The following is a 23,110-nucleotide window of genomic DNA, read 5'->3' as shown; positions in this document are numbered from 1 at the left end:
GTACAAAAAAGCCCCTAATGATTAGGGGCTTTGAACAAATATCATTGAGTCACTTTCAAGCTTATAGCTGCGCTATCAAGGTTATAACTCGGCTATCAAAGTTATTGCTCAGTTTCTTCGATAAGCTCTTGCACCGGAGATGCTGGTTTGTTTTGAGCAAAACCGCGCAGGCCAACAACGTGTACGTGTTCGTGGTCTTTGAAGACCTTACGAACCAGTTTGTAAGTCGTACCTTTCTCTGGGCTAATGTTCTCTGGCGCAGCAATCAGAAGCTGCATACCTAAGCGGTCACACAGTTCAAACAGCGTAGATATTGACTTAGAATCCAGACGTGCTGCTTCATCAAGGAACAACAAACGACATGGAACGATGTCTTTACTGCGAAGTCGACGAGATTCCTCTTCCCAGCTCTGAATAACCATCAATAGGATTGACTGACCCGTACCGATCGCCTCACCCGTAGACAATGCACCCGATTCCGCTTGTAACCAACCGTCTGAACCACGGTTAACTTCAACACTTAGCTCTAGGTAGTTACGGTAATCCAGTAGCTCTTCACCCAGAACCTGTGGAGAACGTTGACCCATATCGATATGCGGGTTCACTCGTTGGAACAACTTCGCCATCGCTTCTGAGAAGGTAAAGCGCGTTGATTCAAACAAGTCTTTGTGTTGCTCTTGTTGAGTCGCTAGCCCTGATAGCAAGATCTCGTGGCTTTCACGGATCTTAACGTTCAGACGTACGCCTTTAACCTGACCAAAGTAAATGTTAGACAAACCTTGGTTCAGCATTCGAATACGGTTCTGCTCGCGCTGAATCGTTTTCTTGATGATACTTGCTACGGACTCAGAGCTGATTGCCAGGCGATTTTCACGCTGCGTCAATTCTTCTGTTAGTCGAGCTAGCTCAACTTCCATCTCTTCGATAGCTTCAACCGGATCATCCGTACGAATAATATCCTGACGAATACGCTCGCGAAGGTGTTGGTAAACCGCAATGTAGAACAAAACCTTACGTTCTGGATGCGCGTTGTCTTCAGAGAGACGCAGCGAATCACGTAGGTCGTCATTGTCAGCGACAGCCAGACGTAGCGCACCCAATGACTTGTCTGACATTGAGCGAAGTTCGCCCGCCGTTAGGTAAGCCAGTTCACGCTTGTGTAAACGACGTTCAACGTCATTCTCACGAGCTAAACGAAGTACTGAACACCAGCCTGCTTTTGCTGCAACTACGAAGGTACGAAGCTCTGTGTACTCTTTCTGAACTTTCTTAAGACGCTTGGCCAGTGCTTTCATCTCAAGTTCAGTTGATGTAATCGTACGCTCGTATTCGCTCTTACGCCCACGAGAAGTATGCAGACGTTCGTGCAGTTCATCGCGACGACGTACAGCACGTTCTTCAGCGCCTTCATCAGCATTGACACCAAACTCTTGTAGCTCTTGTTTGAACTCTTGAACCGTTTCTTGTTTCGCTTGATGTGAGCTCTTCAGTGCTGCCAATACTTGGTTGTACTGGTTCATCTGTTCACGAGCTTGTTTCAAGCCATCACGGCCTTTAGCTCGAGCTTGTTCAGCTTGAACCAATTTCGCTTTTAATTGCTCGCTCAGTTCGCTGCTCTTGTTTAGAAGATCAACAGAATCCGCATAGGCAAAGTAGTGACGACGTTCAATCAAGTCAGACAGAGCAAACACTTTACCTTTCAGGCTTTGTAGAGCTTGGTCAGCTTGTTGGTATTGTGCTTCTAGTGTCTCGAACTGTTCAGGGTCTGCGTCTAGTGCAGAAACGATCTGCTCTAAAGACGCCAGTGCCTTGCAATGGTTGTTCAAGTACGACTTAGCTTCGCTCAAGCGCTCTAGTTGCGCTTCTAATTCAGCTAGGCGTTCAGCCAATGTTTCGTCTTCTAAAATACGAACCATTGGTGCTAATTTGTCTAGCGCACCTAATGCCTGCTTGCTTTGTAGTAGCTGACTACGTTGCTGTTGCTCTTTAGAATTTAATTCAGCCAAAGAACGTACAATCTGGTTACGCTTGTCACGAATAGGCACTAGTGCCTGTTCAGGGTCAGCGTTAAACGCAACGTGTAGGTGCTTAGCAACAAAACTATTGAATGCTTGGTATAGGCGATTCAGCTTTTGTGCATCAAACGCCGCTTTCGCGTGGTTTTCCACAACAACATCACGCTCTTCACGCAATTTCTCTAAACGTTGTTCACGAGCCGCACGTCCAAATAGCGGTATCTCAGGGAAACGAGAGTAACGCATTTGGCGATCGTTCAGCTGAACACACACCGCGCCCTCTAACTCATCAGCATTGAATGAGCTGTCATCAAATGCGTCGACATCACCTTCAAGGATGTAAAGGTCATCTGGACAATCATCAAGATCCACCAGCTTCTCTTTAATACCATCAAGATCAGAGACCACAATCGCATGACGAGCAGGACCGTACATCGCACTGAAATACGGTGCATCACCAATGGTAATGTCGTCATATATTTCAGAAAGCAGAACGCCACCAAGCGTATCCGCTAAACCTTTCAAACGAGGATCGTTAGAGCCACCCGGAGAAGCTAAGCGTTCAATCTCTTGCTCAAGTTCAGCACGGCGAGTTGCTAACTGATCTTTTGCTACTGATTGAGACTTTTCGCCTTCGAGCACTTGTTGCATTTGAGTCATAACCGCTTGGCTATCTTCTAGCTCAGCTTCTGTTTGATCTCTTAGAACTTCAAGTGCGTCGTTCGCCGTGATCCACGCTGGAGCAATAGACTCAAGTTTTTGAATCTCTTGGTCGTGGTTTTGTTGCACACGACGTTGCTCACTCTTCGCTTCACGCAGCTCTTCTTGAGCGTACTCAAGAGACTCGATCTGCATAACATGGCGTTCACGTTCTTCATCGAAAACCGCTTCGTCAGTCAGTGAGATGTTGTGTTGCTTTTGATATTCAGTCGCAAGCTCTTTTGCTTGACGCTGCTGCGCCACATCACGAGCCATGTCACGGTGCTGAGCACGCCACTGTTGTTCGTTTTCAACAACGTGTTTTGCGTTACGGCCTTTTTCTAAAGCTTGCTTAGCACTGTTAGACGCTTCTTTACGCTCAACTTCACCAACGATGCTTTTAACAAGAGCGAGCGCTTTGTCGAACTGTGCAGACGCAGCAGAAGACATGTCTAGTTTATGCTTAGTCGACAGTAACGTTTGAGTGCTTGATTCTTCTTGTGCTTTTAGCTCAGAAACCAGAGTTAATGCGCTTTCTGCAGTAATAGATTCATCACCAAGTAACTGCTTAGTTTTCTCTAAGGCTTGAACCGCTTGCTGGTATTGAAGCGCACGAGTCTGCTGAACATCCAACGCTTGTTGGTAGTCAGCAAGCTGAGTTTTCAGGCTATCCACTTCTTCTTCAGTAATGGTTGCCTGTTCTTCAGCAAGAAGTACTCGTTCTTGAGCTTCTTCAACTACCATAATCTGCTCTTCGAGACGCTCATTAAGCTCTTCTAAATCTTCGCTGTAGCGAGCAATTTTCTCTTGCTGACGCAGTGCAGTTTGAACCAATTGAAGATGATCCGAAGCCGCTTGATAATCTTGCTCTAGTGCCGATTCTTGATCGACCAACAGCTCAAGCTCTTCTTGAACGCGGTTCAACAAGTTGTTTTGATCAAGCAAGGTTTCGCGAGAACCAAACAGTTCACCACGGAACTTCATGGTTTGATCTAACTTGTTGCGACGATCGTTGGCATGGCGCATGTAATCTGCTGCCACGTAGTTCGTAGATTCCGTGATCAAGTGCTTGAACAAGTCACGATCCGACTGAGTCGTTTTGATCGCTTCTAGCGTCATGCGGTTTTCGCGTAGTGCTGATTCCATGTCTTGGAATGCTTTCTTCACGCCACCATTTTGCGGTAGAAGGTAATCACGCAGAGAACGCGTAATCGCACTAGAAATACCACCGTAAAGTGATGCTTCAATTAAGCGGTAGAACTTAGAACGGTCGCTGCTGTTACGCAATTTCTTCGGTACTACACCGTATTCAAACATCTGTGAGTGGTAATCAACAATCGAAGAGAAGGCTTTAAAGTGCGCGCCTTCGTATTGTGCAACTGCCGCTTTTACATCATTTAACTGACATACGCGAGCATGGCTGTCTGAAACGTTCTGAATCAACACATCCGTTGGTTTTACATGGCTTGGAAGGCCTTGGATTACGAACGGTTTGATGTCTACTTTCTTATCACGACCCGCTACTTGCTGCAGTTTTACTGCAAACAATAGGCGTTGGTTACGAGAGTTCACCACATCTAGCGCAGCATAACATGCGCCCGGCTGAAGCTTACCGTAAAGGCCTTTATCGCGTGACGACTGTGAGCTGCCCGCTTCCGTTGTGTTACGGAAATGCAGAAGGCTTTGGTCAGGGATCAGTGCTGTGATGAATGCCGCCATTGTGGTCGACTTACCTGCACCATTACCGCCAGAAAGCGTTGTAACCAACCCATCAATATCAAAAGTACGCGCAAAAAAGCCGTTCCAGTTGATCATGGTTAATGATTGATACTTACCTCTTTCAATCATGCTTCACCTTCTACTTTTGTTTGTTCGCCATCGTTTGACTCAAGGTCAAAGCCGGCTTGATCGTTAAAAATGTCTTGTTGACCGTTTTCGTCTACATCTGCTTCTAGTTCTGATACCGCTTCTGCTTGTTCTTCATTCAACAAACTGCCTTGGTTAGGCTCTTGGGTATGAACCACAGCTTCACCATCACGGATAAGACGTAATTGCGCTTCTTTCATATCGTCGCCAACACGAACGTCAGCGCCAAAGCGGAATACCGCTTCGCTGATACGGAACTTGCCAGTTTCACCAATCGCAATCAGCATGCCGATACGGCGTAAACGACGCAAAGAAGTACGTACTTTTTCAAACAGCTTTTCTTTGTCTAAGTCAGAACCCGAAGCTCGGTTCGTCGCCAGTTTCATGAGTTTTTTCTCATCAGCTAGCGAAATCAGTTCATCAAATAGCTCATGATTAGTAAAAATACCTTCGTGGGCTAAACGCTCTGGGCTTAGGTACAAAAAACACAATACCTTGCCAACGAGCATATCGAGCTCAGACAAAACGCTTCGGCCAATCAAAGACGTTGAACGCGGACGCAGATAGAAGAAACCTTCAGGCGCTTTCACGAGTTCCGTGTTGTAGCGTTGGTAAAAATGCTGAAGTTCTACCTCGAAATCAGAAAGCAACGCGTGGTTGTCCAAATCTTCTATTGAAACATGCTTACCTGAACGCAGCATGCTATCTAGCGCAGGGAACAACGGGTTCGCTATCGCTTTTACCAGTTTCTCTGGCATGTAATCATCAGTACTTGTTAATGACATTTGCTTGTACCTTTGCACCGAAATCGTTGATTGCCTGCCAATCCGGCTGAATAGCCTGATAGTCAGACTCTGAGTAACCTAAGCGCACGGCTTGGTCGACAACAATTCTGGCTAAATCAAAATGGTGTGTGCGAGGGTGTGCTGCGAGGTAATCGCGTAGCACAAGGCCAAGGTCAATTGGCGCGCCTTGCTGTTTGTGAGCTTTTAACATCTCTGCAATTCGTTCTGAAAGCAGATCATTCACTTGCTCAAATTCTTCGTACTCAACGTCGATTGGCGCTTGTCCCATCACTTCATCATCACGAAGCACGAGCGCTTCATCACGAAGATCGGTCAGCTTCTCAGTATCGGCGTAGGTCAATAACCAAGGCGCATCAAAGTAGTCTGTGACTGACTGACGCAAGCGCTGGCTAAAGGCACGGTTTTTATCCATATCGATAGCGGTACGGATAAATTTGTGAACGTGGCGGTCGTAGCCGATCCACAAGTCGATTGCTTGCTGACCCCAACTGGTGATTCGGTCAAGCTTCATTTGCAAACCGAACAGGGTTTCGCCAACGAACTCGAGTTCATCGTCACCGTAAACAATTTCTTGAATATCGAGGATCTGTGTTTGCAGTTCATCACCCGCCGCTTGCAAGGTATCTTGCAATTCTTTTAGCGTCGCAGAAGTTTCTGATAGCAAAGCTTCACAGTTATTAATCGCTTCTCGCCAGTCCTTATTTAAAAGGTCGGCAATTTGCTGCTTAACGGTTTGTTGCTGCTCATCCATAACACGTTGGTTAAGATCAATCTGATCGAAAATTTCACCAACTGAATATTTGAGTACGCCGTAAACGTTCTTTTTCCAATGCCCCGGAGTTCCGCCCTTCTGCGCAGCTTCAATGGCTTTTGCCATCTCATCGGCAACCATAGAAAGCTGAATAGACAGTTTTAATTTAGAGAACTGACGGTGACGTAAGTAATAATCAGAGATACCAACGGCCAACGGTGATAAGCGGTAGATGCTCGCACCATCGGTGATTTCACTGGTAAAGCGGCTGATCAACTTCTGTTTAACTAGCTCATTGATGGCATTGTTGGCACGAAACGCAGACGCTTCGCCAGTATCTTCAAACAGTCGAGTGACAATGGTAAATGCATCGTGCAGTTCACCTTCGCCCAACTCTTCATCGAACCTTTCATTGCTTAGTACTGCGATAGCAATCAAAAATGCTAAGCGCTCTGGTGGCAAGTTTAATGAAAAATCATGCTGCTTGACCCAGCCCACCAACTCATCAATTGGCTGCTCTTCGGCAGTTTGAGTCATTTCACTCATTGTGGTTCCTGTTACTGTTCTTCGTCATATCGAACGTATTATATGACGCCTATTTCTTTATGACGCGGGCTTGTTACGATTGCATAGCGCATGTTGTGGCTTCTTTTACCACATTCACCGCTGTTATTGCGCAGGTTTTTGAGCCCAAACGTGAATATAACGGCCTAGCGACAGATATGGCTCTTGACGACATAGCTGTTTTTCTAGTTCCAATACATCTTCAAATTGGTAATCACCCATGTACTCCATATTACCTATGTAGTCACTGAAAGAGCGAATGCCTGATTTACCACAGATTTCTAGACCGGCGTCTTCTATCCATTGGTAAACCTCTTCTGGCTTCAAGCCTTTTTGTGGTTGCAGCTTAAACCGTTTTCGATGTGGCATCCCATTCAATACATGAGGAATGTTGCCACAAATCACATTTTTCAGGACTAATCCGTGGTGGTTGTAAAACATTATCGAAGCAACGCCACCGGGGTTTACTTGCTCCAACAATAAATCAAGCGCCTCTTTAGGATCTGCGAGCCATTCCATTACGGCATGAAACATCAAAAAATCGACTTTCTCATCGAGATGTTCTGCGACTTTTTGTACCGGAGAATGGATGAATCGATACTGATCTAACAAACCCGCTTCGCTGATACTTTCTTCTGCTAGCTTCAGCATTTCAGAAGAGAGGTCGCAAAGAGAAACGTTATGCCCAAGCGACGCAATTTTTTGCGACATCTGCGCAAGGCCGCCTCCAGCATCAAGCACATGCAGCGGCGAAGCTGATTTCTCAAATTTGCTCAAAGCTTGTTCTAAATCTTCCCATACGATGATCTGACGGATCTCTCCTTTGTCAGAGCCGTAAATGTTTTTTGCAAATTTGTGGGCAATATCGTCGAAATTACGGTCTTCAGTCACGGCTACTTGAGTTATTATGTCCTATCGTGCCTGCTATTCTGTCACAGGAATTTCAGGAATAAAGAGGCGATGTCTCTTTTTACTACTAAGTGATGTTTTTTCGGACTATTCGGATATGTTTGAGCTGAAAAAAGTAGTGTCTTCGTTACTGATGCCACTGCCAGCAATGTTAATTCTCGCTTTTCTGGGTTTAGCCCTAGTGATGTTTACTACCAAAAGGAAGACGGGTTGCCTAATCACCCTTTCAGCCCTCTGTGGTATTTTCCTCATCGCTTTCCAGCCAGTTTCTAATCAACTTTTAATGCCAATGGAAAGGCAACACACCGCTTTTTTACCTGTCGATGAAACCGTCGATTACGTGATGGTTCTCGGAAGTGGTCACGTCGTAGACGACCAAATCCCACCAACATCAGAGCTTAGTCGCACCGGTCTTATGCGTTTAAGTGAAGGGATTCGTATTCTACGCCTTTACCCTGGTGCAAAACTCATTTTGTCTGGCTATGGCGCAGGCACTGAAGTGAGCAATGCTAGAATGATGGCCAAAGTTGCGTTGGCACTAGGTGTCTCAAAGCCCGATATCATTCTGCTTGAAACAGCAAAAGACACTTGGGAAGAAGCCCGCCAAGCCGCTGCGTTCGTTAAAAATAAAAGAATGGTACTGGTAACTTCCGCTAGCCATATGACTCGCGCATTGAATGAATTCCATGCTGCCGGCATGAGGCCATTACCAGCACCAACCAACTACCTTGCACAAGAAGGGATTGTTGAACCTTGGAATAAGTACATGCCCAAAGCTCTTTACCTTGAGCAAACTGAACGTTACTGGCACGAAACAATGGGGTTGATGTGGCAAAGCCTGCGTGATTGGCTTGATACAAGTAATGACACCGTTGAAGAACCCATTGTTGTTCCTGAAACATCTCGCTTAGTTGAAGATGACGGTGGTATTTCTGCGGCGCAGCCTCAATAAGCTCAGCCGAATCAGTAAACTGAATTTTATCAGTAGACATAATCTTACCTGTAGACATAATCTTACCTGTAGACATAGCCTTACCTGTAGACATAGCCTGATCTGTAGACTCGGCCAGATAGGCAAGACTGATTAACCAAGTAATTTGCAGGTTTCCAGTTCATAAACAGTAAAAGCTAAGTAATAAAAAAGCCGAGACATCAATGATGTCTCGGCTTTTACGTTTAAATATCGTTGTTGATTGGTCACTCCCGAAGGAAATCAATCACCAGCGAACATGTAACCTTCACCGTGAACCGTTACAAAAATTTGTGGATTCTTAGGGTCAAACTCCATCTTCGCACGCATACGACGGATTAACACGTCGATAGTTCGATCGTTTGGAGCATCCACTCGGTGGCTGATCATATTCAGAATGCGTTCACGACTTAATACCTGGTTAGGGTAAGAAGAAAGCGCTACCAACAGTTCATATTCAGCTTTAGTCAGTTTTACCGGCTCGCCGTTTTTGCTTAGCGCACGACGAGGGATATCAAACGTCCACTCACCAAAACGAACCACAGATTCGTCTTCAGTCTCTTCAACCTTACCTGCTGCTGTTTTACGAGCGGCAGAAATGCGCCAAAGTAGGTTTTTAACTCGAACCAATAACTCGCGAAGTTCGAAGGGTTTAGTAACGTAATCGTCAGCGCCCATTTCAAGGCCAACGATTTTGTCGATGCTATCCGTGCGTCCAGTAACTAAAATAATTCCAATGTCTGATTGACTGCGTAATTCGCGAGTTAGCATCAATCCATCTTCGCCTGGTAAGTTGATGTCCAGCATAATGAGGTCAACGTTATTATCTTCTAACACGTTTCTCATTTGAGCGCCGCTTTCTGCTTCGCTTACTGTGTAACCTTCGTTCTGGAAGTATCCGACCAGTTTACTGCGGGTTACCACATCATCTTCTACGACTAATACGTGATAGCTCATCTACACCACTTTTCTTATTTAATAGTTTCAGTGACTATTCTATTCATAACTCGTAACAATTCTAGTGGTACACAAGATAAAAGCCAGAAACATGGATCTTTTTTGATACAAGACAATCTTAAACCTTGCTATTTATCGTCCATCGCAATTCAATATAGGCATTACTACTAACGAGTAACTTTGCGTTTCGCAAATAACCTTGTTATTCAGCCTTGGTGTGCTTTGCACAAGTAACTTCAAGATGCATATAAGTAACACCACAAGACTAAATCAGGATCTAAGAAATGAAAGATACGAAAGCGTTCAACGAGCAAAGAGCAGAAATATACTGGTGGCTATCAAGCTTATTCGCTAAAGAGCTCACTCAAGAAGAACTCGATCACTACCACTCTGTTGAAATTCGTTCTTTCCTAACTGGTTTAGGCGAAAATGAAACACTAAAACCGGCGATCGATAGCCTAGTGGATGCGCTAAACCGCCTACAAACGCGTGAGGATGCTCAACTAGAATTGTCTGCTGACTTCTGTGACTTATTCTTAAAAACAGATAAGCATGGCGCACTTCCTTACGCTTCTATGTATATCGGTGAGACTGGCCTTTTGAATGATAAGCCAGCAAAAGATATGGAAGAGATCATGGCCAAGCACAACTTAGTGGTGAACCAAGACCTAAAAGAACCAGCTGACCACATCGCTATCGAACTCGACTTCCTTGGCAACTTGATCATCCGTTCTAATGAAACGGAGCTTGAAGAAGAGCTAGAAAAATCCTTCGCTGTTCAACAGCAATTTATCGAGCAACAACTTCTTACTTGGGTACCAAAGTTCAACGTTAAATGTCATGACGTTGACGAATTCGGTTTCTACGCATCAGTCTCATCTCTGCTACTTGCATTCTGCAAATTGGACACCCAATACCTTGCTGGTGAATAAGCTGATTGGATGACTCGTTAAATAAATTCAGAAGAATGTGACAATTCACCCGGATTTCCGGGTGAATTTTATTGCGAGTAATTTCTAGTCAGTCTAAAATTGTGACCGCAAACGATAAAATATGAAACATTCACGAAATGCTATGCTTATTATAGTTTTGAGCATTTCGGTGTTAAGACAAGCCGCTCAATAGCGGTTTTTTGTTTTTTAGCACTTTAGTACCCAAAGAGCCCTACAAATTTAAGCTCTTAGTTAGGTAGCTTAACGGCTACTTCATTCCGTACTTTGGGAAAGTAGCTTCTAATAGGATAAAACCATGGCCACTATAAAAGATGTCGCTCGCTTAGCAGGCGTATCAACAACAACCGTTTCTCACGTAATCAACAAAACTCGCTTTGTTGCAGAAGCGACTCAAGAAAAAGTAAACAAAGCCGTAGACGAACTAAACTACGCGCCGAGTGCTGTTGCTCGTAGCTTAAAATGTAATACAACGCGCACTATCGGCATGCTAGTGACTCAATCAACCAACCTATTCTTCTCTGAAGTTATCGATGGTGTTGAGAGTTACTGTTACCGTCAAGGTTACACTTTGATCTTGTGTAACACTGGCGGTATCTATGAGAAGCAGCGCGACTACATTCGAATGCTTGCAGAGAAACGTGTAGATGGCATCTTGGTTATGTGTTCAGACCTAACTGAAGAATTAAGAGAGATGTTAGACCGTCACGCTGATATCCCTAAAGTTGTCATGGATTGGGGCCCTGAGACCTCTCAAGCCGATAAGATCATTGATAACTCTGAAGAAGGTGGCTATCTGGCAACCAAGTACCTTATTGAACGCGGTCATTCTAAGATTGCTTGCTTAAGTGGCCACTTAGACAAAGCAGCATGTGTAGAACGTATTGCAGGTTACAAACGTGCGTTGGGTGAAGCCAAAATAGCTACTGATGAGCGTCTAATCATTGAAGGCAACTTTGAGTGTGATACCGCTGTGATTGCTGCTGATCAAATTATTAAAATGGAAGATCGCCCTACAGCCGTATTCTGTTTTAACGACACCATGGCACTTGGCCTAATGAGTCGCTTACAACAACAAGGTATTCGTATCCCTGAAGATATTTCAGTGATTGGTTACGATAACATCGAGTTAGCTGAATACTTCTCTCCACCATTGACCACGGTTCACCAACCGAAGCGTCGTGTTGGTAAGAATGCATTCGAAATTTTGTTAGAACGCATCAAAGACAAAGACCATGAAAAACGTGTATTCGAAATGCACCCTGAAATTGTTGAGCGAAGCACAGTTAAAACGTTAAATTAATTGATAAATTCAGTTTAGTTTAATCAAGCGCACCTTTAGGTGCGCTTTTTTTATCAACAACATCAATGAACCTGGTATCATACTGGAAAGATCATTAATTGAAGCAGTATCACATTTTGAAATAACAAGTGTGAGCCTCATTCAACAAAAACTTTATTCTATTCAATCAGTCACGCACAGGGCAAATCACTTGAAAGAGTGAGACGCAAAGCTTCCGGCCTAAACCACTCGTTGGTATGGTAGCGGGGTTACCGATGGCAAAATGCAGTAACTACTAATAATTTAGTAATTTACGGCTAATTGACAATTTAATTGCAACATTTTGCTAATCTCTCGGACCTGCTTATTTGGTGGCGTAGTTCAAATACACCGAGATAAATAACATGGATAAACCGATACTAAAGGATTCAATGAAATTATTTGAATCCCTAGGAAAAATAAAATCACGCTCGATGTTTGGTGGCTTCGGTCTTTTTGCTGATGACACTATGTTTGCTCTGGTTGTAAATGACCAGCTGCACATACGAGCAGACAAATGCACAACGAAACAGTTCGAACAACAAGGGTTTCAACCGTACGTCTACAAAAAACGTGGTTTCCCTGTCGTTACTAAATATTTCGCTTTACCCGAAGGCCTGTGGCAAGACCAAGAGAAAATCTTGCAGCTTGCAACAACGTCTCTGGGTTTTGCTAAAGAAGAAAAAGCTGAGCAATCTTCAGCTAAGCCTACTCGACTCAAAGATCTGCCCAACCTTCGACTCGCCACTGAGCGTATGTTGAAAAAAGCAGGGATCGATTCCGTAGAGCGTTTATATGAATCTGGCTCTGTAAACGCATTTAACGCCATCAAAGAATCACATGCGTCTTCTGTCAGTATTGAACTACTTTGGGCGCTAGAAGGCGCGATCAATGGCACACATTGGTCTGTTATACCGCAGCAGCGTCGTGAAGAGCTTATCAATCGCGTCAATTAACATTGTAAGTGAAAAACTATATACATAACTAAGCCGCATTTACTGCGGCTTTTTTTATATCTGCTGAAAGTTAATCTATGCTTTGCCTGTCTATCTATACTAATGGTATACATTGAAAATTTAGAGGAAGTATCAATGAGTAAGAAAATGATATTGGGTATTGTGTTGGTCGTAACCATCGTCTTGTTAGGCGTCAATTTCGGCCAATACCTAACGCTTGAAAATGCCAAGGCCCAACAAGCCGTTTTAAATGACTACATTGATAGCAACTTCATTGCTGCCGCTGCTATCTATTTTGTCGCGTATGTAATGATTACTGCTTTCTCAATTCCTGGTGCTGCTGTTGTGACCCTGTTAGGGGCTGCGCTATTTGGTTTCTGGAATAGTTTGCTGCTGGTCTCTTTCGCCAGTGCCATTGGTGCAACCCTCGCGTTTTTAAGTAGCCGTTATCTGTTACGTGACTGGATCCAAACTAAATTTGGTGACAAATTAGCAACGATTAACAAGGGCGTTGAAAAAGACGGAGCATTTTACTTGTTTTCTCTGCGTCTGATTCCTGTATTCCCATTTTTCCTTATCAACCTGTTGATGGGTCTAACACCGATGTCTGTGAGTCGCTATTACATTACAAGTCAAATAGGAATGTTACCGGGTACTGCCGTTTTCTTGAATGCTGGTACTCAACTCGCGGAAATTGATTCACTTTCGGGTATCGTGTCCCCTTCAGTACTATTGTCATTTGCCTTGCTGGGTGTATTCCCAATCATTGCTAAATGGTTGATGAATAAATTTCGCTCAGCACCTGTGGCTGAATAACGTATACTTATAATAGCTAAATAACGCATATAGCCAGATAAGGTTCTATCTCAATGAAAATCTTCAGTGCATCGAATCCGACAGAAGCCCACATCATCTGTGGATTACTAGAAAGTATGAATATTGCGTGTGAAGTTCGTGGTGAAGGGTTATTCGGTTTGAAAGGGGAAATCCCATTTGCCGAAGAAACTGACCCTTACGTATGGTTATATGAGCCAGAATTGGCGAGCAAAGCCCGGGCAGTTGTTAATGACTACCAGAAACAGCAAGATTCGATCATTTATGAAGAGTGGCGTTGCGGAGAATGTCATGAAGTCAACGAAGCACAATTCGGTTCTTGTTGGCAGTGCGGTACTGCTTCACCTGAATAGCAGGTTTTGAAAGGTAAAGTGGCTCCAACGGCCTTATATAACAACTCGGTCAGATACCTCCTCCAAATAAAAACGGGAAGCTAAAATTAGCTTCCCGTTTTTGTTTCAATTCTATTCGAGCATCTGTTCTGCTAAAGAATCACTGAATTTGCTTTTGAATAAAAGCGATAGATCGTTGATTGAATTCTTCAGGGTTTTCTACGTTGCACACATGCCCACAGTTGGCAATTTCTACCAACTCACTCGACTTATGCGCTTCTACCATTTCTTTTACTGGCTTGATGAACATGTAGTCGCGCTCGCCCATCAAATACAAAGTTGGAATCGGCAACTCTCGGTCTTTAAAGTACTTCATCAATGGGTTCACATCAGCCGTAAGGATAAACCAGCGTTTAAACTCTTTTTGGCACAGCTTTTTGGCTTCGCGGATAAACAGGTTACGTGATTCTTTTTGGCTTTTTTGTGGCATCACAACGTAAGCAAAAAGGCTGTATAACCACATATAAGGAATGATGTGCTTACTCAAGTTACCCAACTTGATTAAGACTTGAGAGCGAGTGTTGAGTTTGGTCACGGCACCACCTAGTACCATTGAACGTACTCGGCCAGCCGCTAGCTCTGCGACATTACGGACAATAATCGTGCCCAAAGACATGCCTACAAAGTGTGCAGAACGGATTTTCAGATGGTCTAACACCTTAAGAATATCGAGCGTTACCGCTTTGAACGTATAACGATTCGAAATCAGCTCTTTGAGGATGTTGTCTGATTTACCATGCCCTCTCAAATCAATGAGAAGCAAGTTGAAGTGCTGTTTATACGCTTTGATCTGCTTAAACCAAATGGAGGAACTGCCTCCTGCGCCATGCACAAATACAACCCACTCATCGCTCGTAGGGTGAGTAAATGTTTTATGAAATAGTAAACTCTCAGACATACCTATCGCTTTAATTATTGGAATGGTGCTCTGCCTCATCACAAGGCGATGGCTAAGGATATCACGCAATCAAGAAATTTAAGTGATAATAGTGTCAAACCTAACATTAGTCATGTGAATACCTACCCCACCTTTTCTACCTGACTAAAATGAGTTTGCAAGTTTTCTCTTCCTAAACGTGATGTGATCTGACCAGAAAACAAAAAGGCACTCTACTATCAGAGCGCCTTCTACTATTAAGTTCAGTTGTTATACATCAGCTTATTTTACAGCTAATTCAGCACTTTAAAATGCAGAATGGTACATCGTAAGATATTCTTTTGCCGCATCTTCCCAACTAAAATCTTGTTGCATCGCGTAAAGTTGAACACGCTTAATTTCAGCGGGGTTTTGTGCATAAAGTAGTAATGAACGATGCAATACTGCCAGTAACGCTTGCGGTGTTGGCTCTTCAAAAGCAAAGCCGGTCGCTATCTCGGGATCCTGATCGTAATCATTCACACTGTCTTTTAAACCGCCCACAGAGCGAACAATCGGTAACGTACCGTAAGCCATGCTGTAGATTTGGTTTAAGCCACAAGGTTCGAACTCCGAAGGCATCAAGAAGAAATCAGAACCCGCTTCAACTAAGTGCGCAAGCTCATTATTATACGCTTCTACAAACGAGAACTTATCTGAGTGAAGTGCCGACAGCTCTTTCAGCTGACTCGCTAAAACTGGATCACCAGTACCAACAATCACGATCTGAAGATCGTTTTTCAAAAACTGCTCGATGATAGGCAGTAAGTAATGAACACCTTTCTGATTAGTCAAACGACAAACCATGCCATAAACCGCACAATCGGTGATAGGGAGTCCAACATCTTGCTGCAGTTTTTGCTTACAAGCTGACTTCCCACGAACCATGCTGTGCTTTGTCGCTTTGAATTTACGAGGAAGGAAAGCGTCCGTTTCCGGGTTCCAAGCTCCGTAATCACAACCATTCAAAATGCCAAAAAGATCCGCGGATCTGTACTGGAATTCTGCTGCCATACCGTGACTGCCTAATTCCGTTTTCAGCTCCTCGGCATACGTTGGACTGACTGCGTTCACCTTATCAGCACACATCACGCCGGCTCTCAGCATTGTGACATGCGTGTCACTCACTGAAGCTTCAGGCACATTGTAGCTATGCATTTCTGGTAGAAATTGCAGTTCATCGTATGCGAACACACCTTTGAAAACTGCGTTGTGAATTGAGATAACACTGCGCGTATTTTCAAAGAAATCATGTTGTTGATAACGCGATTTAAGCAAAAAAGGAACAAAGCCTGTATGCCAGTCATTTGCATGAATGATATCAGGTTGGAAGCCAAGCTTAGGAAGCATATCAAGGCAGGCTGCACTGAAGAACGAGAAACGCTCTCCGTTATCTGCGTAAGCTTGATTATTTTCTGCATACATTTCTGGACGGTCGAAATATTTGGCACATTCGATACCAAAAACTTGAACACCTTCTACACTCAGTTTTTTGACTTGGTAAGCGGTATGAGGCCAATGATCGAGCTCGGTCGATAAAATGACTTCGGCTGCATCAATGTTTGGAATGTTTCTATACGCGGGGATAGTCACTCGAACGTCCTGTTCGAGTGTTTGTAACGCTTTCGGCAGTGCCTTGGCTACATCAGCCAAGCCACCACTTTTAATCAAGCCTTCAACTTCAGACGCTACAAAAAGTACCGAGAGAGTTTTAGTAACCAACTCGCGCTCCTTTAGAAATAACAACTACACCATCGTCAGATACGTGGTAATGCTTTTTGTCTTCTGTCAGGTTTACACCAATTTGAGTGCCTGGTGCGATGTCTGCATCTTTATCAATGATAACGCGACGAAGTATACAACCCTCGCCCACCTTCACATCACCTAATAAAATACTTTCACTAATATCACACGCTGATGCGATATTGCTGCGGAAGCCTAATACACTCTTTTCAATACGCGAACCACGTACGTAACTACCGCTACACACAAGGCTATCAATGATCTGAATTCGACCATTAGCCGAGTCAGTAAACGTCGCTGGTGGTAGTGGCGGATAGTAAGTGTGTAGAGGCCATTTACGGTTGTATAGCGAGAATGGTGCATCTTTCTTAAGAAGGTCCATATGTGCTTGCCAGTACGCATCAATCGTACCTACATCGCGCCAGTAAACTTCTTCTTTCTCACCAGTAATGCGGTTGGTGCTGAAATCATAAACAAACACATCACCGCGTGGGAACATGTTTGGAATAATGTCTTTCCCAAAGTCATGTGAAGATTCAGGTTTATCTGCATCTTCCGTTAATTCAGCAAAAAGTTCTTTCGCTTCAAACACGTAGTTGCCCATTGAAACGAGCGCTGACTCTGGGTCTCCTGGAATCGACTTCGGATTTGCAGGCTTCTCTTCAAAGCCAATCATGCGGCCTTCAGCATCCACCTCGATAACACCGAATTCTGATGCTTCAGCAAGCGGCATACGCAGTGCAGAGACGGTTAACGCTGCTTTCTTTTCTTTATGGAAATCAAGCATTTGTTTGATGTCCATTTTATAGATATGGTCAGAACCAAAAATACAGACTTGATCTGGCTCTTCCAGCTCCATAAAACCCATATTTTGGTAGATAGCATCTGCTGTGCCTTCATACCAACGCTTTCCTTTACGCATTTGCGCAGGAATTGGGTCGATAAAACGATCTGTGATGCCACTGATATTCCAACCTTTTTTCATGTGGTGGAACAGAGATTGTGACTTAAATTGTGTTAATACGTAGATCTTCATAAGATCAGCATTAACGAAGTTGTTCAAAGCGAAATCAATTAAGCGGTAACTACCACCGAAAGGAACCGAGGGTTTGCTGCGAGATTCAGTCAAAGGTCTTAAGCGAGAGCCTTCACCACCAGCAAGAATCATTCCCAATACACCAGCCATTTTATTCTCCATATATCTATAGCTTGTCGATGTCAGTACTCGTAGAGGTGTCTTCCTCTGGGGGATGAGCACTAACACTTATTTCGGTACTTAACGAATATTCATTCACATACAGTGACAATATCCTAAGCCAAACGTTGTTATGCGTGCACTATTCTTTGCACTTGGTTTTATATACGTTATCGACTTTTCGGTCGATTTCAATTTTTAATACGCCATTCTGTGCTATGTAAGCTGATTGCTTTCCTAAGACTTAAAGCAGCTCACACTACACCGTGCGGGCGAAACATTACATTAACACCCGTCACACATCAGGTATACAACTAAACACTGATCTTTGAGTTACAATATTTGAATTAAGTTACATTCTCGTTAAAGTTGCATAAGAAGATATAATTAATCATCTCCATTTATTTTTCCCTGTGAATTTAATAAATTCTCGCAATCAATACACCAAATCAACCAGTTGCATAATTAGTCGTATTTTGGTCAAAAAAAAACAGCCTAATGGCTGTTTTTTTTCAAATAACGTTCAGTTACTTCTCTTTAGGCTTTTTACGTTTATCCGTAATTTCCCACTTACCATCGATGTACAACGCAGTCCAACCAGATGGTTTACCATCCGCTTCAGTACGAACGTAGTTCTCTTTGGTCTTACGACTAAAACGAACGACTGTCGGCTTGCCATCAGGATCAGCAACTGGTGCTGATGTCAGGTATTGGAATTTAGGTGAAATACGGTCTTTAAAACGTACCAGCTCTTCCACTAATGGCGCACGTGTTTCACGTGATTTAGGAAAGTTGCTCGCTGCCATAAATAGACCAGAAGCACCGTCACGAAGTACGAAGTACGCATCTGAGTTTTCACATGGAAGTTCAGGAAAATGCACTGGGTCTTCTTTAGGTGGCGCTACTTCGCCATTTCTCAGAATCTTACGAGTGTTCTTACAATCTTCACTCGTACAGTCCATGTATTTACCGAAACGACCGTTCTTCAGAACCATGTCAGAACCACATTTGTCACACTCAACAAGTGGACCATCGTAGCCTTTGACTTTGAATTCACCGTGTTCAACCACATAACCTTCACAGTTAGGGTTGTTACCACACACGTGCATCTTACGCTTATCATCAATCAGATAAGCATCCATTGCCGTTTCACAAATAGGACAACGCTTTTTCGCTCGAAGTGCTGCTGTTTCAACGTCTTCTTCAAGAACGTTGATAATACCTTCTTCATCACCAAGGTTGATTGTTGTCTTACAACGCTCTTTTGGTGGAAGTGCATAACCAGAACAACCTAGGAATACGCCTGTAGAAGCTGTACGAATACCCATTTTACGGCTACAAGTTGGACACTCAATATCGGTTTCTACGATATGATTTGGCTTCATGCCACCAGCGTCTTCGTCTAGATCCGCTTTTTCCAAATCGCCAGTAAAGTCTTCGAAGAAGTTATCTAGCACGCCTTTCCAGCTTGCTTCGCCTTCTGCAATTTGGTCTAACTTCTGCTCCATACGAGCAGTAAAGTCATAGTTCATTAGATCATTGAAACTGCCATCTAGACGGTCAGTAACAATTTCACCCATCTTCTCAGCATAGAAACGGCGCTGTTCAACTTTTACATAACCGCGATCTTGAATCGTCGAGATGATTGATGCGTAAGTTGAAGGACGACCAATACCGCGCTTCTCAAGCTCTTTAACCAGCGCAGCTTCAGTGAAACGTGCTGGTGGCTTAGTGAAGTGCTGTTTAGGGTCGAGTGCGATTAAGTCTAGCTTTTCACCAACCTGTACAGCAGGAAGAATAGTATCTTCATTTTTGCCCATTGGACGTTGAACGCGAGTCCAACCGTCAAACTTAAGAATACGGCCTTTCGCTTTTAGCGTGTACTCATCCGCTTTAACGCTTACTGTCGTTGAATCGTATTGCGCAGGTGTCATTTGACAAGCAACGAATTGATTCCAAATCAGTGAATATAGCTTGTGTGCGTCTGCGTCTACGCCGTTTAAGTCTTCCGACTTAACATCTACACTTGAAGGACGAATCGCTTCGTGGGCCTCTTGAGCGCCCTCCTTGCTGCCGTATACAAGTGCTTTAGGTGGAAGATATTGCTCGCCGTACTCAGAACCAATGTATTCACGAGCGGCTTCAACAGCTTCTGAACTCAAGTTGGTTGAGTCAGTACGCATATAAGTGATGTAACCCGCTTCATACAAACGTTGAGCCAACATCATGGTTTTCTTCACGCCGTAACCAAGACGCGTACTCGCCGCTTGTTGCAGCGTAGACGTTATGTAAGGTGCAGACGGCTTACTCTTAGTTGGGCGGTCTTCACGTTTACATACTTCGTATTGAGCTTTTTCTAAAACGCTAACTGCAGCTTGTGTTTGCGCTTCATTATCAGGTTTAAACGCAACGCCGTCTTTCTGAGCGACTTGCAGTCTGAAATCTGTTTTCTCTACTGTTTTGGTATCAGCATGCACATCCCAGAACTCTTCGGGGATAAAAGCGTTGATCTCGCGCTCGCGCTCAACCAGTAGTTTTACAGCGACTGATTGAACACGGCCAGCGGATAGGCCTCGTGCTACTTTCTTCCAAAGCAGTGGCGACACCATAAAGCCAACAACACGGTCCATAAAACGTCGTGCTTGTTGTGCGTTTACGCCATCAATGTTTAGCTCACCTGGAGTTTCAAAAGCTTGTTGGATAGCATTTTTGGTAATTTCGTTAAAAACCACTCGCTTGTATCGCGTTTCATCACCACCGATGATCTCACGAAGGTGCCATGCGATAGCTTCTCCTTCGCGATCCAAATCGGTTGCGAGATAAACATGGTCTGCGTTCTCAGCCAGTTTTTGCAATTCAGCAACGACTTTTTCTTTACCAGGTAAAATTTGGTAGTTCGCTTCCCACTCTTGATATGGGTTGATACCCATCTTTTTAATGAGAGCTTTGCGATCTTTTTCTTTCTTGATACGAGCTTTATCTTCTGGGCTCATACCCTTGGTTGAAACTGCAGCAGCCTTTTGACCAGTACTTTGACCCGCCGTTGGTAAATCACGTACGTGACCTACACTCGACTTAACGACAAAGTCTTTGCCAAGATATTTATTGATAGTTTTAGCCTTGGCTGGCGACTCCACTATAACGAGCGATTTACCCATATTGACTCTAACGTCCTTAATCACGATGCTTCAGCACCAACAATTTAGCTTGTGGGCTTTTACGCATGATATTCTAAATTCATTGCTTCTTTTTTTACTATTGTGCGAGATTACTAGAAGATCAACCGCTTTTTTCAAAATTGGATCTGATCGCTCGACAATTCGACGACTCATAGAGAAAAGGGGCACAATATAAAGAAGCTATAAAGTACTCACTAAGAATACTTGCAAGAGCCTATTCATCAGGCATTACGTCTAAACGGGCTCATACTAAGCTTGTCCGCGAATCTAACGCGAGCCCCATTCAATTATTTTTGCCGTAAATCACAAAATAAATTGTGGATGTTTGAAAAGACTCTCTTAATCGGTTGTGAAATCATTGAATTTCTAGTTCGACACCATAAACTCAACGTTATATTCAGTTATCAGAGATAAACTCATGACAAAGAAAGTAATAGCAGAATTTGATTTACTGCTTATCGCAAACCAAATTATCCAATCACATGATGACTACATTGAAGGCATGCGCGCAAACAGCGTAGTAGAAAAAGACGATGTCCTCATCTTCAAAGGTGAATACTTCTTAGACAGCAATGGAATGCCGACAGAGAATACAACCGCAGTATTTAACATGTTTAAATACTTAGCGCACCATCTTTCAAAAGAATTTACGCTTCAACAATAACGAAAAAGCTTGCCATTTAGGCAAGCTTTTTTACTTCCTGGACCTTTACATGCTTAGCATTTTTATTGACTCAGCATTTTCAGCTTGTCGAAGTAGTCAGGGAAAGTCTTTGAAGTACAACCTGGATCATTAATTGTCACAGGAGTATCGCTCAAGGCAACCAGCGAGAAACACATCGCCATACGGTGATCATCATAGGTATCGATCGCCGCATGTGTCAGTTGAGCAACAGGGTTAACGATGATGTAATCTTCACCTTCTTCGACCTCTGCGCCAACTTTACGAAGCTCTGTGGCCATAGCCGCTAAGCGATCGGTCTCTTTCACACGCCAGTTGTAAACATTACGGATTGCCGTTGTTCCTTTAGCAAACAAAGCTGTCGTTGCGATAGTCATCGCTGCATCTGGGATATGGTTATAGTCCATATCGATGCCTTTCAGCTCACCACAACGAGAGATCACGTAGTCGTCACCCCATTCGATTTCTGCACCCATTTTCTCAAGCGCATCAGCAAATTGGATATCACCTTGGATACTATTTTTACCAATACCCGTTACTTTAATCTCACCGCCTTTAATCGCTGCGGCAGCAAGGAAGTATGACGCAGATGATGCATCACCCTCAACCAAGAAATCACCCGGTGCTGAGTAAGATTGCCCAGTCGGAATTACGAACTCTTGGTAATCGTTGTTGATCACATCCACACCAAATTGTTTCATAATGTGTAGCGTGATATCGATGTAAGGTTTAGAAACCAATTCACCCTCAATTTTGATTGTTACCTCACCTTCAGCTAAAGGCGCAGCCATCAAAAATGCCGTCAAAAATTGGCTAGAGATAGAACCATCGATTGAAACCGTACCGCTTTTAAGGCCAGTACCCGTGATCTTCAATGGTGGGTAATTTTCGTTTTCTAGGTATTCAACGTCGGCGCCGGCTTCTTGCAGTGCTGTCACTAAGTGACCGATTGGTCGCTCTTTCATGCGAGGCTCGCCAGTCAGAACATATTCACCACGCCCCAAACAAAGTGCAGCAGCCAGCGGGCGCATCGCCGTACCCGCATTGCCTAAGAAAAGCTCTAGGGTTTTGTCACTTGAGAATGCACCACCCACACCCGTCACTTCACAGACGGTTTTATCTGCAGACAGCTGATAATCAACACCTAATTGCGTCAAAGCATTCAGCATATGGCGAATATCATCACTGTCTAGTAAGTTTGTTAGGCGCGTGGTTCCAGTTGAAAGTGCAGCCAAAAGAAGCGCACGGTTGGAAACACTTTTTGAGCCAGGTAGGTTAACTTCCCCGCTCACTTTTTGAATTGGTTGTAACGTAAGGCTTTCCATTAAATCTTATAGTCCTTGTACCACCCGAAGTCACTGGCGCGTATTTATTTTCGGGTGATGAATAATTCTTCGTACTTGCA

Annotated in this window: 17 protein-coding genes and 1 riboswitch; of the genes, 7 read left to right on the top strand and 10 right to left on the bottom strand. The window is 43.8% G+C overall.

Annotation, left to right across the window (positions count from 1 at the left end; all coding sequences use genetic code 11):
- Positions 1-101: 101 nt before the first annotated feature.
- From mukB to cmoM, 4 genes are all read right to left on the bottom strand, one after another.
- Positions 102-4,562, bottom strand: coding sequence for a chromosome partition protein MukB (mukB, locus tag AC3CHU_RS05535; protein WP_488525207.1), 4,461 nt, complete (start codon positions 4,560-4,562; stop codon positions 102-104).
- The gene (mukE, locus tag AC3CHU_RS05530) at positions 4,559-5,365 is read right to left on the bottom strand and encodes a chromosome partition protein MukE (protein WP_488525206.1); all 807 of its coding nucleotides are present in this window, start codon (positions 5,363-5,365) and stop codon (positions 4,559-4,561) included. Before mukE ends, mukB begins: the two co-directional genes overlap by 4 nt.
- Complete coding sequence (mukF, locus tag AC3CHU_RS05525; protein ID WP_488525205.1) at positions 5,346-6,683, bottom strand: chromosome partition protein MukF; 1,338 nt, start codon at positions 6,681-6,683, stop codon at positions 5,346-5,348. Before mukF ends, mukE begins: the two co-directional genes overlap by 20 nt.
- A 123-nt stretch (positions 6,684-6,806) precedes the next feature.
- Positions 6,807-7,592, bottom strand: coding sequence for a tRNA uridine 5-oxyacetic acid(34) methyltransferase CmoM (gene cmoM / locus AC3CHU_RS05520; RefSeq protein ID WP_488525204.1), 786 nt, complete (start codon positions 7,590-7,592; stop codon positions 6,807-6,809).
- Between the two features lie 115 nt (positions 7,593-7,707).
- On the opposite strand from cmoM, the gene elyC reads away from it, so the two are divergent.
- Positions 7,708-8,562, top strand: a complete 855-nt coding sequence (elyC, locus tag AC3CHU_RS05515; protein WP_488525203.1) for an envelope biogenesis factor ElyC — start codon at positions 7,708-7,710, stop codon at positions 8,560-8,562.
- A 261-nt stretch (positions 8,563-8,823) separates the two neighbouring features.
- Here the strand turns inward: elyC and torR are convergent, their stop codons facing one another.
- Positions 8,824-9,537 carry a two-component system response regulator TorR gene (gene torR, locus AC3CHU_RS05510; protein WP_054547289.1) on the bottom strand — a complete coding sequence of 238 codons (714 nt, stop codon included), beginning with the start codon at positions 9,535-9,537 and terminating at the stop codon, positions 8,824-8,826.
- Between the two features lie 284 nt (positions 9,538-9,821).
- Between torR and torD the strand changes: the two genes are divergently transcribed.
- The 5 genes from torD to AC3CHU_RS05485 all read left to right on the top strand — a co-directional run bounded on the left by torD (position 9,822) and on the right by AC3CHU_RS05485 (position 13,951).
- A complete protein-coding gene (gene torD / locus AC3CHU_RS05505; RefSeq protein WP_114633775.1) occupies positions 9,822-10,469 on the top strand; it encodes a molecular chaperone TorD in 648 nt (215 codons plus the stop codon).
- Between the two features lie 316 nt (positions 10,470-10,785).
- Positions 10,786-11,790 (top strand): HTH-type transcriptional repressor PurR, encoded by a 1,005-nt coding sequence (gene purR / locus AC3CHU_RS05500; protein WP_017076453.1) that lies wholly within the window; start codon positions 10,786-10,788, stop codon positions 11,788-11,790.
- A gap of 170 nt (positions 11,791-11,960) precedes the next feature.
- Positions 11,961-12,046, top strand: a riboswitch (cyclic di-GMP riboswitch).
- Positions 12,047-12,173: 127 nt separating this feature from the next.
- Complete coding sequence (locus AC3CHU_RS05495; RefSeq protein ID WP_004736448.1) at positions 12,174-12,764, top strand: TfoX/Sxy family DNA transformation protein; 591 nt, start codon at positions 12,174-12,176, stop codon at positions 12,762-12,764.
- 135 nt (positions 12,765-12,899) lie between these two features.
- Positions 12,900-13,580: a TVP38/TMEM64 family protein gene (locus AC3CHU_RS05490; RefSeq protein ID WP_004736447.1), complete on the top strand. Its 681-nt coding sequence runs from the start codon at positions 12,900-12,902 to the stop codon at positions 13,578-13,580.
- Positions 13,581-13,633: 53 nt separating this feature from the next.
- Positions 13,634-13,951, top strand: coding sequence for a putative signal transducing protein (locus AC3CHU_RS05485; protein ID WP_488525202.1), 318 nt, complete (start codon positions 13,634-13,636; stop codon positions 13,949-13,951).
- A 139-nt stretch (positions 13,952-14,090) separates the two neighbouring features.
- Here the strand turns inward: AC3CHU_RS05485 and AC3CHU_RS05480 are convergent, their stop codons facing one another.
- The 4 genes from AC3CHU_RS05480 to topA all read right to left on the bottom strand — a co-directional run bounded on the left by AC3CHU_RS05480 (position 14,091) and on the right by topA (position 21,002).
- Complete coding sequence (locus tag AC3CHU_RS05480; RefSeq protein ID WP_061021819.1) at positions 14,091-14,888, bottom strand: alpha/beta fold hydrolase; 798 nt, start codon at positions 14,886-14,888, stop codon at positions 14,091-14,093.
- A 285-nt stretch (positions 14,889-15,173) separates the two neighbouring features.
- A complete protein-coding gene (glgA, locus tag AC3CHU_RS05475; RefSeq protein WP_488525201.1) occupies positions 15,174-16,628 on the bottom strand; it encodes a glycogen synthase GlgA in 1,455 nt (484 codons plus the stop codon).
- Positions 16,618-17,835: a glucose-1-phosphate adenylyltransferase gene (glgC, locus tag AC3CHU_RS05470; RefSeq protein ID WP_017078163.1), complete on the bottom strand. Its 1,218-nt coding sequence runs from the start codon at positions 17,833-17,835 to the stop codon at positions 16,618-16,620. Before glgC ends, glgA begins: the two co-directional genes overlap by 11 nt.
- A 536-nt stretch (positions 17,836-18,371) precedes the next feature.
- Positions 18,372-21,002, bottom strand: coding sequence for a type I DNA topoisomerase (gene topA / locus AC3CHU_RS05465; RefSeq protein WP_488525200.1), 2,631 nt, complete (start codon positions 21,000-21,002; stop codon positions 18,372-18,374).
- Positions 21,003-21,441: 439 nt separating this feature from the next.
- On the opposite strand from topA, the gene AC3CHU_RS05460 reads away from it, so the two are divergent.
- Positions 21,442-21,687 (top strand): YciN family protein, encoded by a 246-nt coding sequence (locus AC3CHU_RS05460; protein ID WP_004736440.1) that lies wholly within the window; start codon positions 21,442-21,444, stop codon positions 21,685-21,687.
- Between the two features lie 62 nt (positions 21,688-21,749).
- Here the strand turns inward: AC3CHU_RS05460 and aroA are convergent, their stop codons facing one another.
- On the bottom strand, positions 21,750-23,030 hold the full coding sequence (aroA, locus tag AC3CHU_RS05455; RefSeq protein WP_114633778.1) for a 3-phosphoshikimate 1-carboxyvinyltransferase: 1,281 nt from the start codon (positions 23,028-23,030) through the stop codon (positions 21,750-21,752).
- Between the last annotated feature and the right edge of the window lie 80 nt (positions 23,031-23,110).

Source organism: Vibrio sp. QJM3NY_39 (genome assembly GCF_057785895.1).
This window is presented reverse-complemented; position numbering and strand designations above follow the sequence as displayed.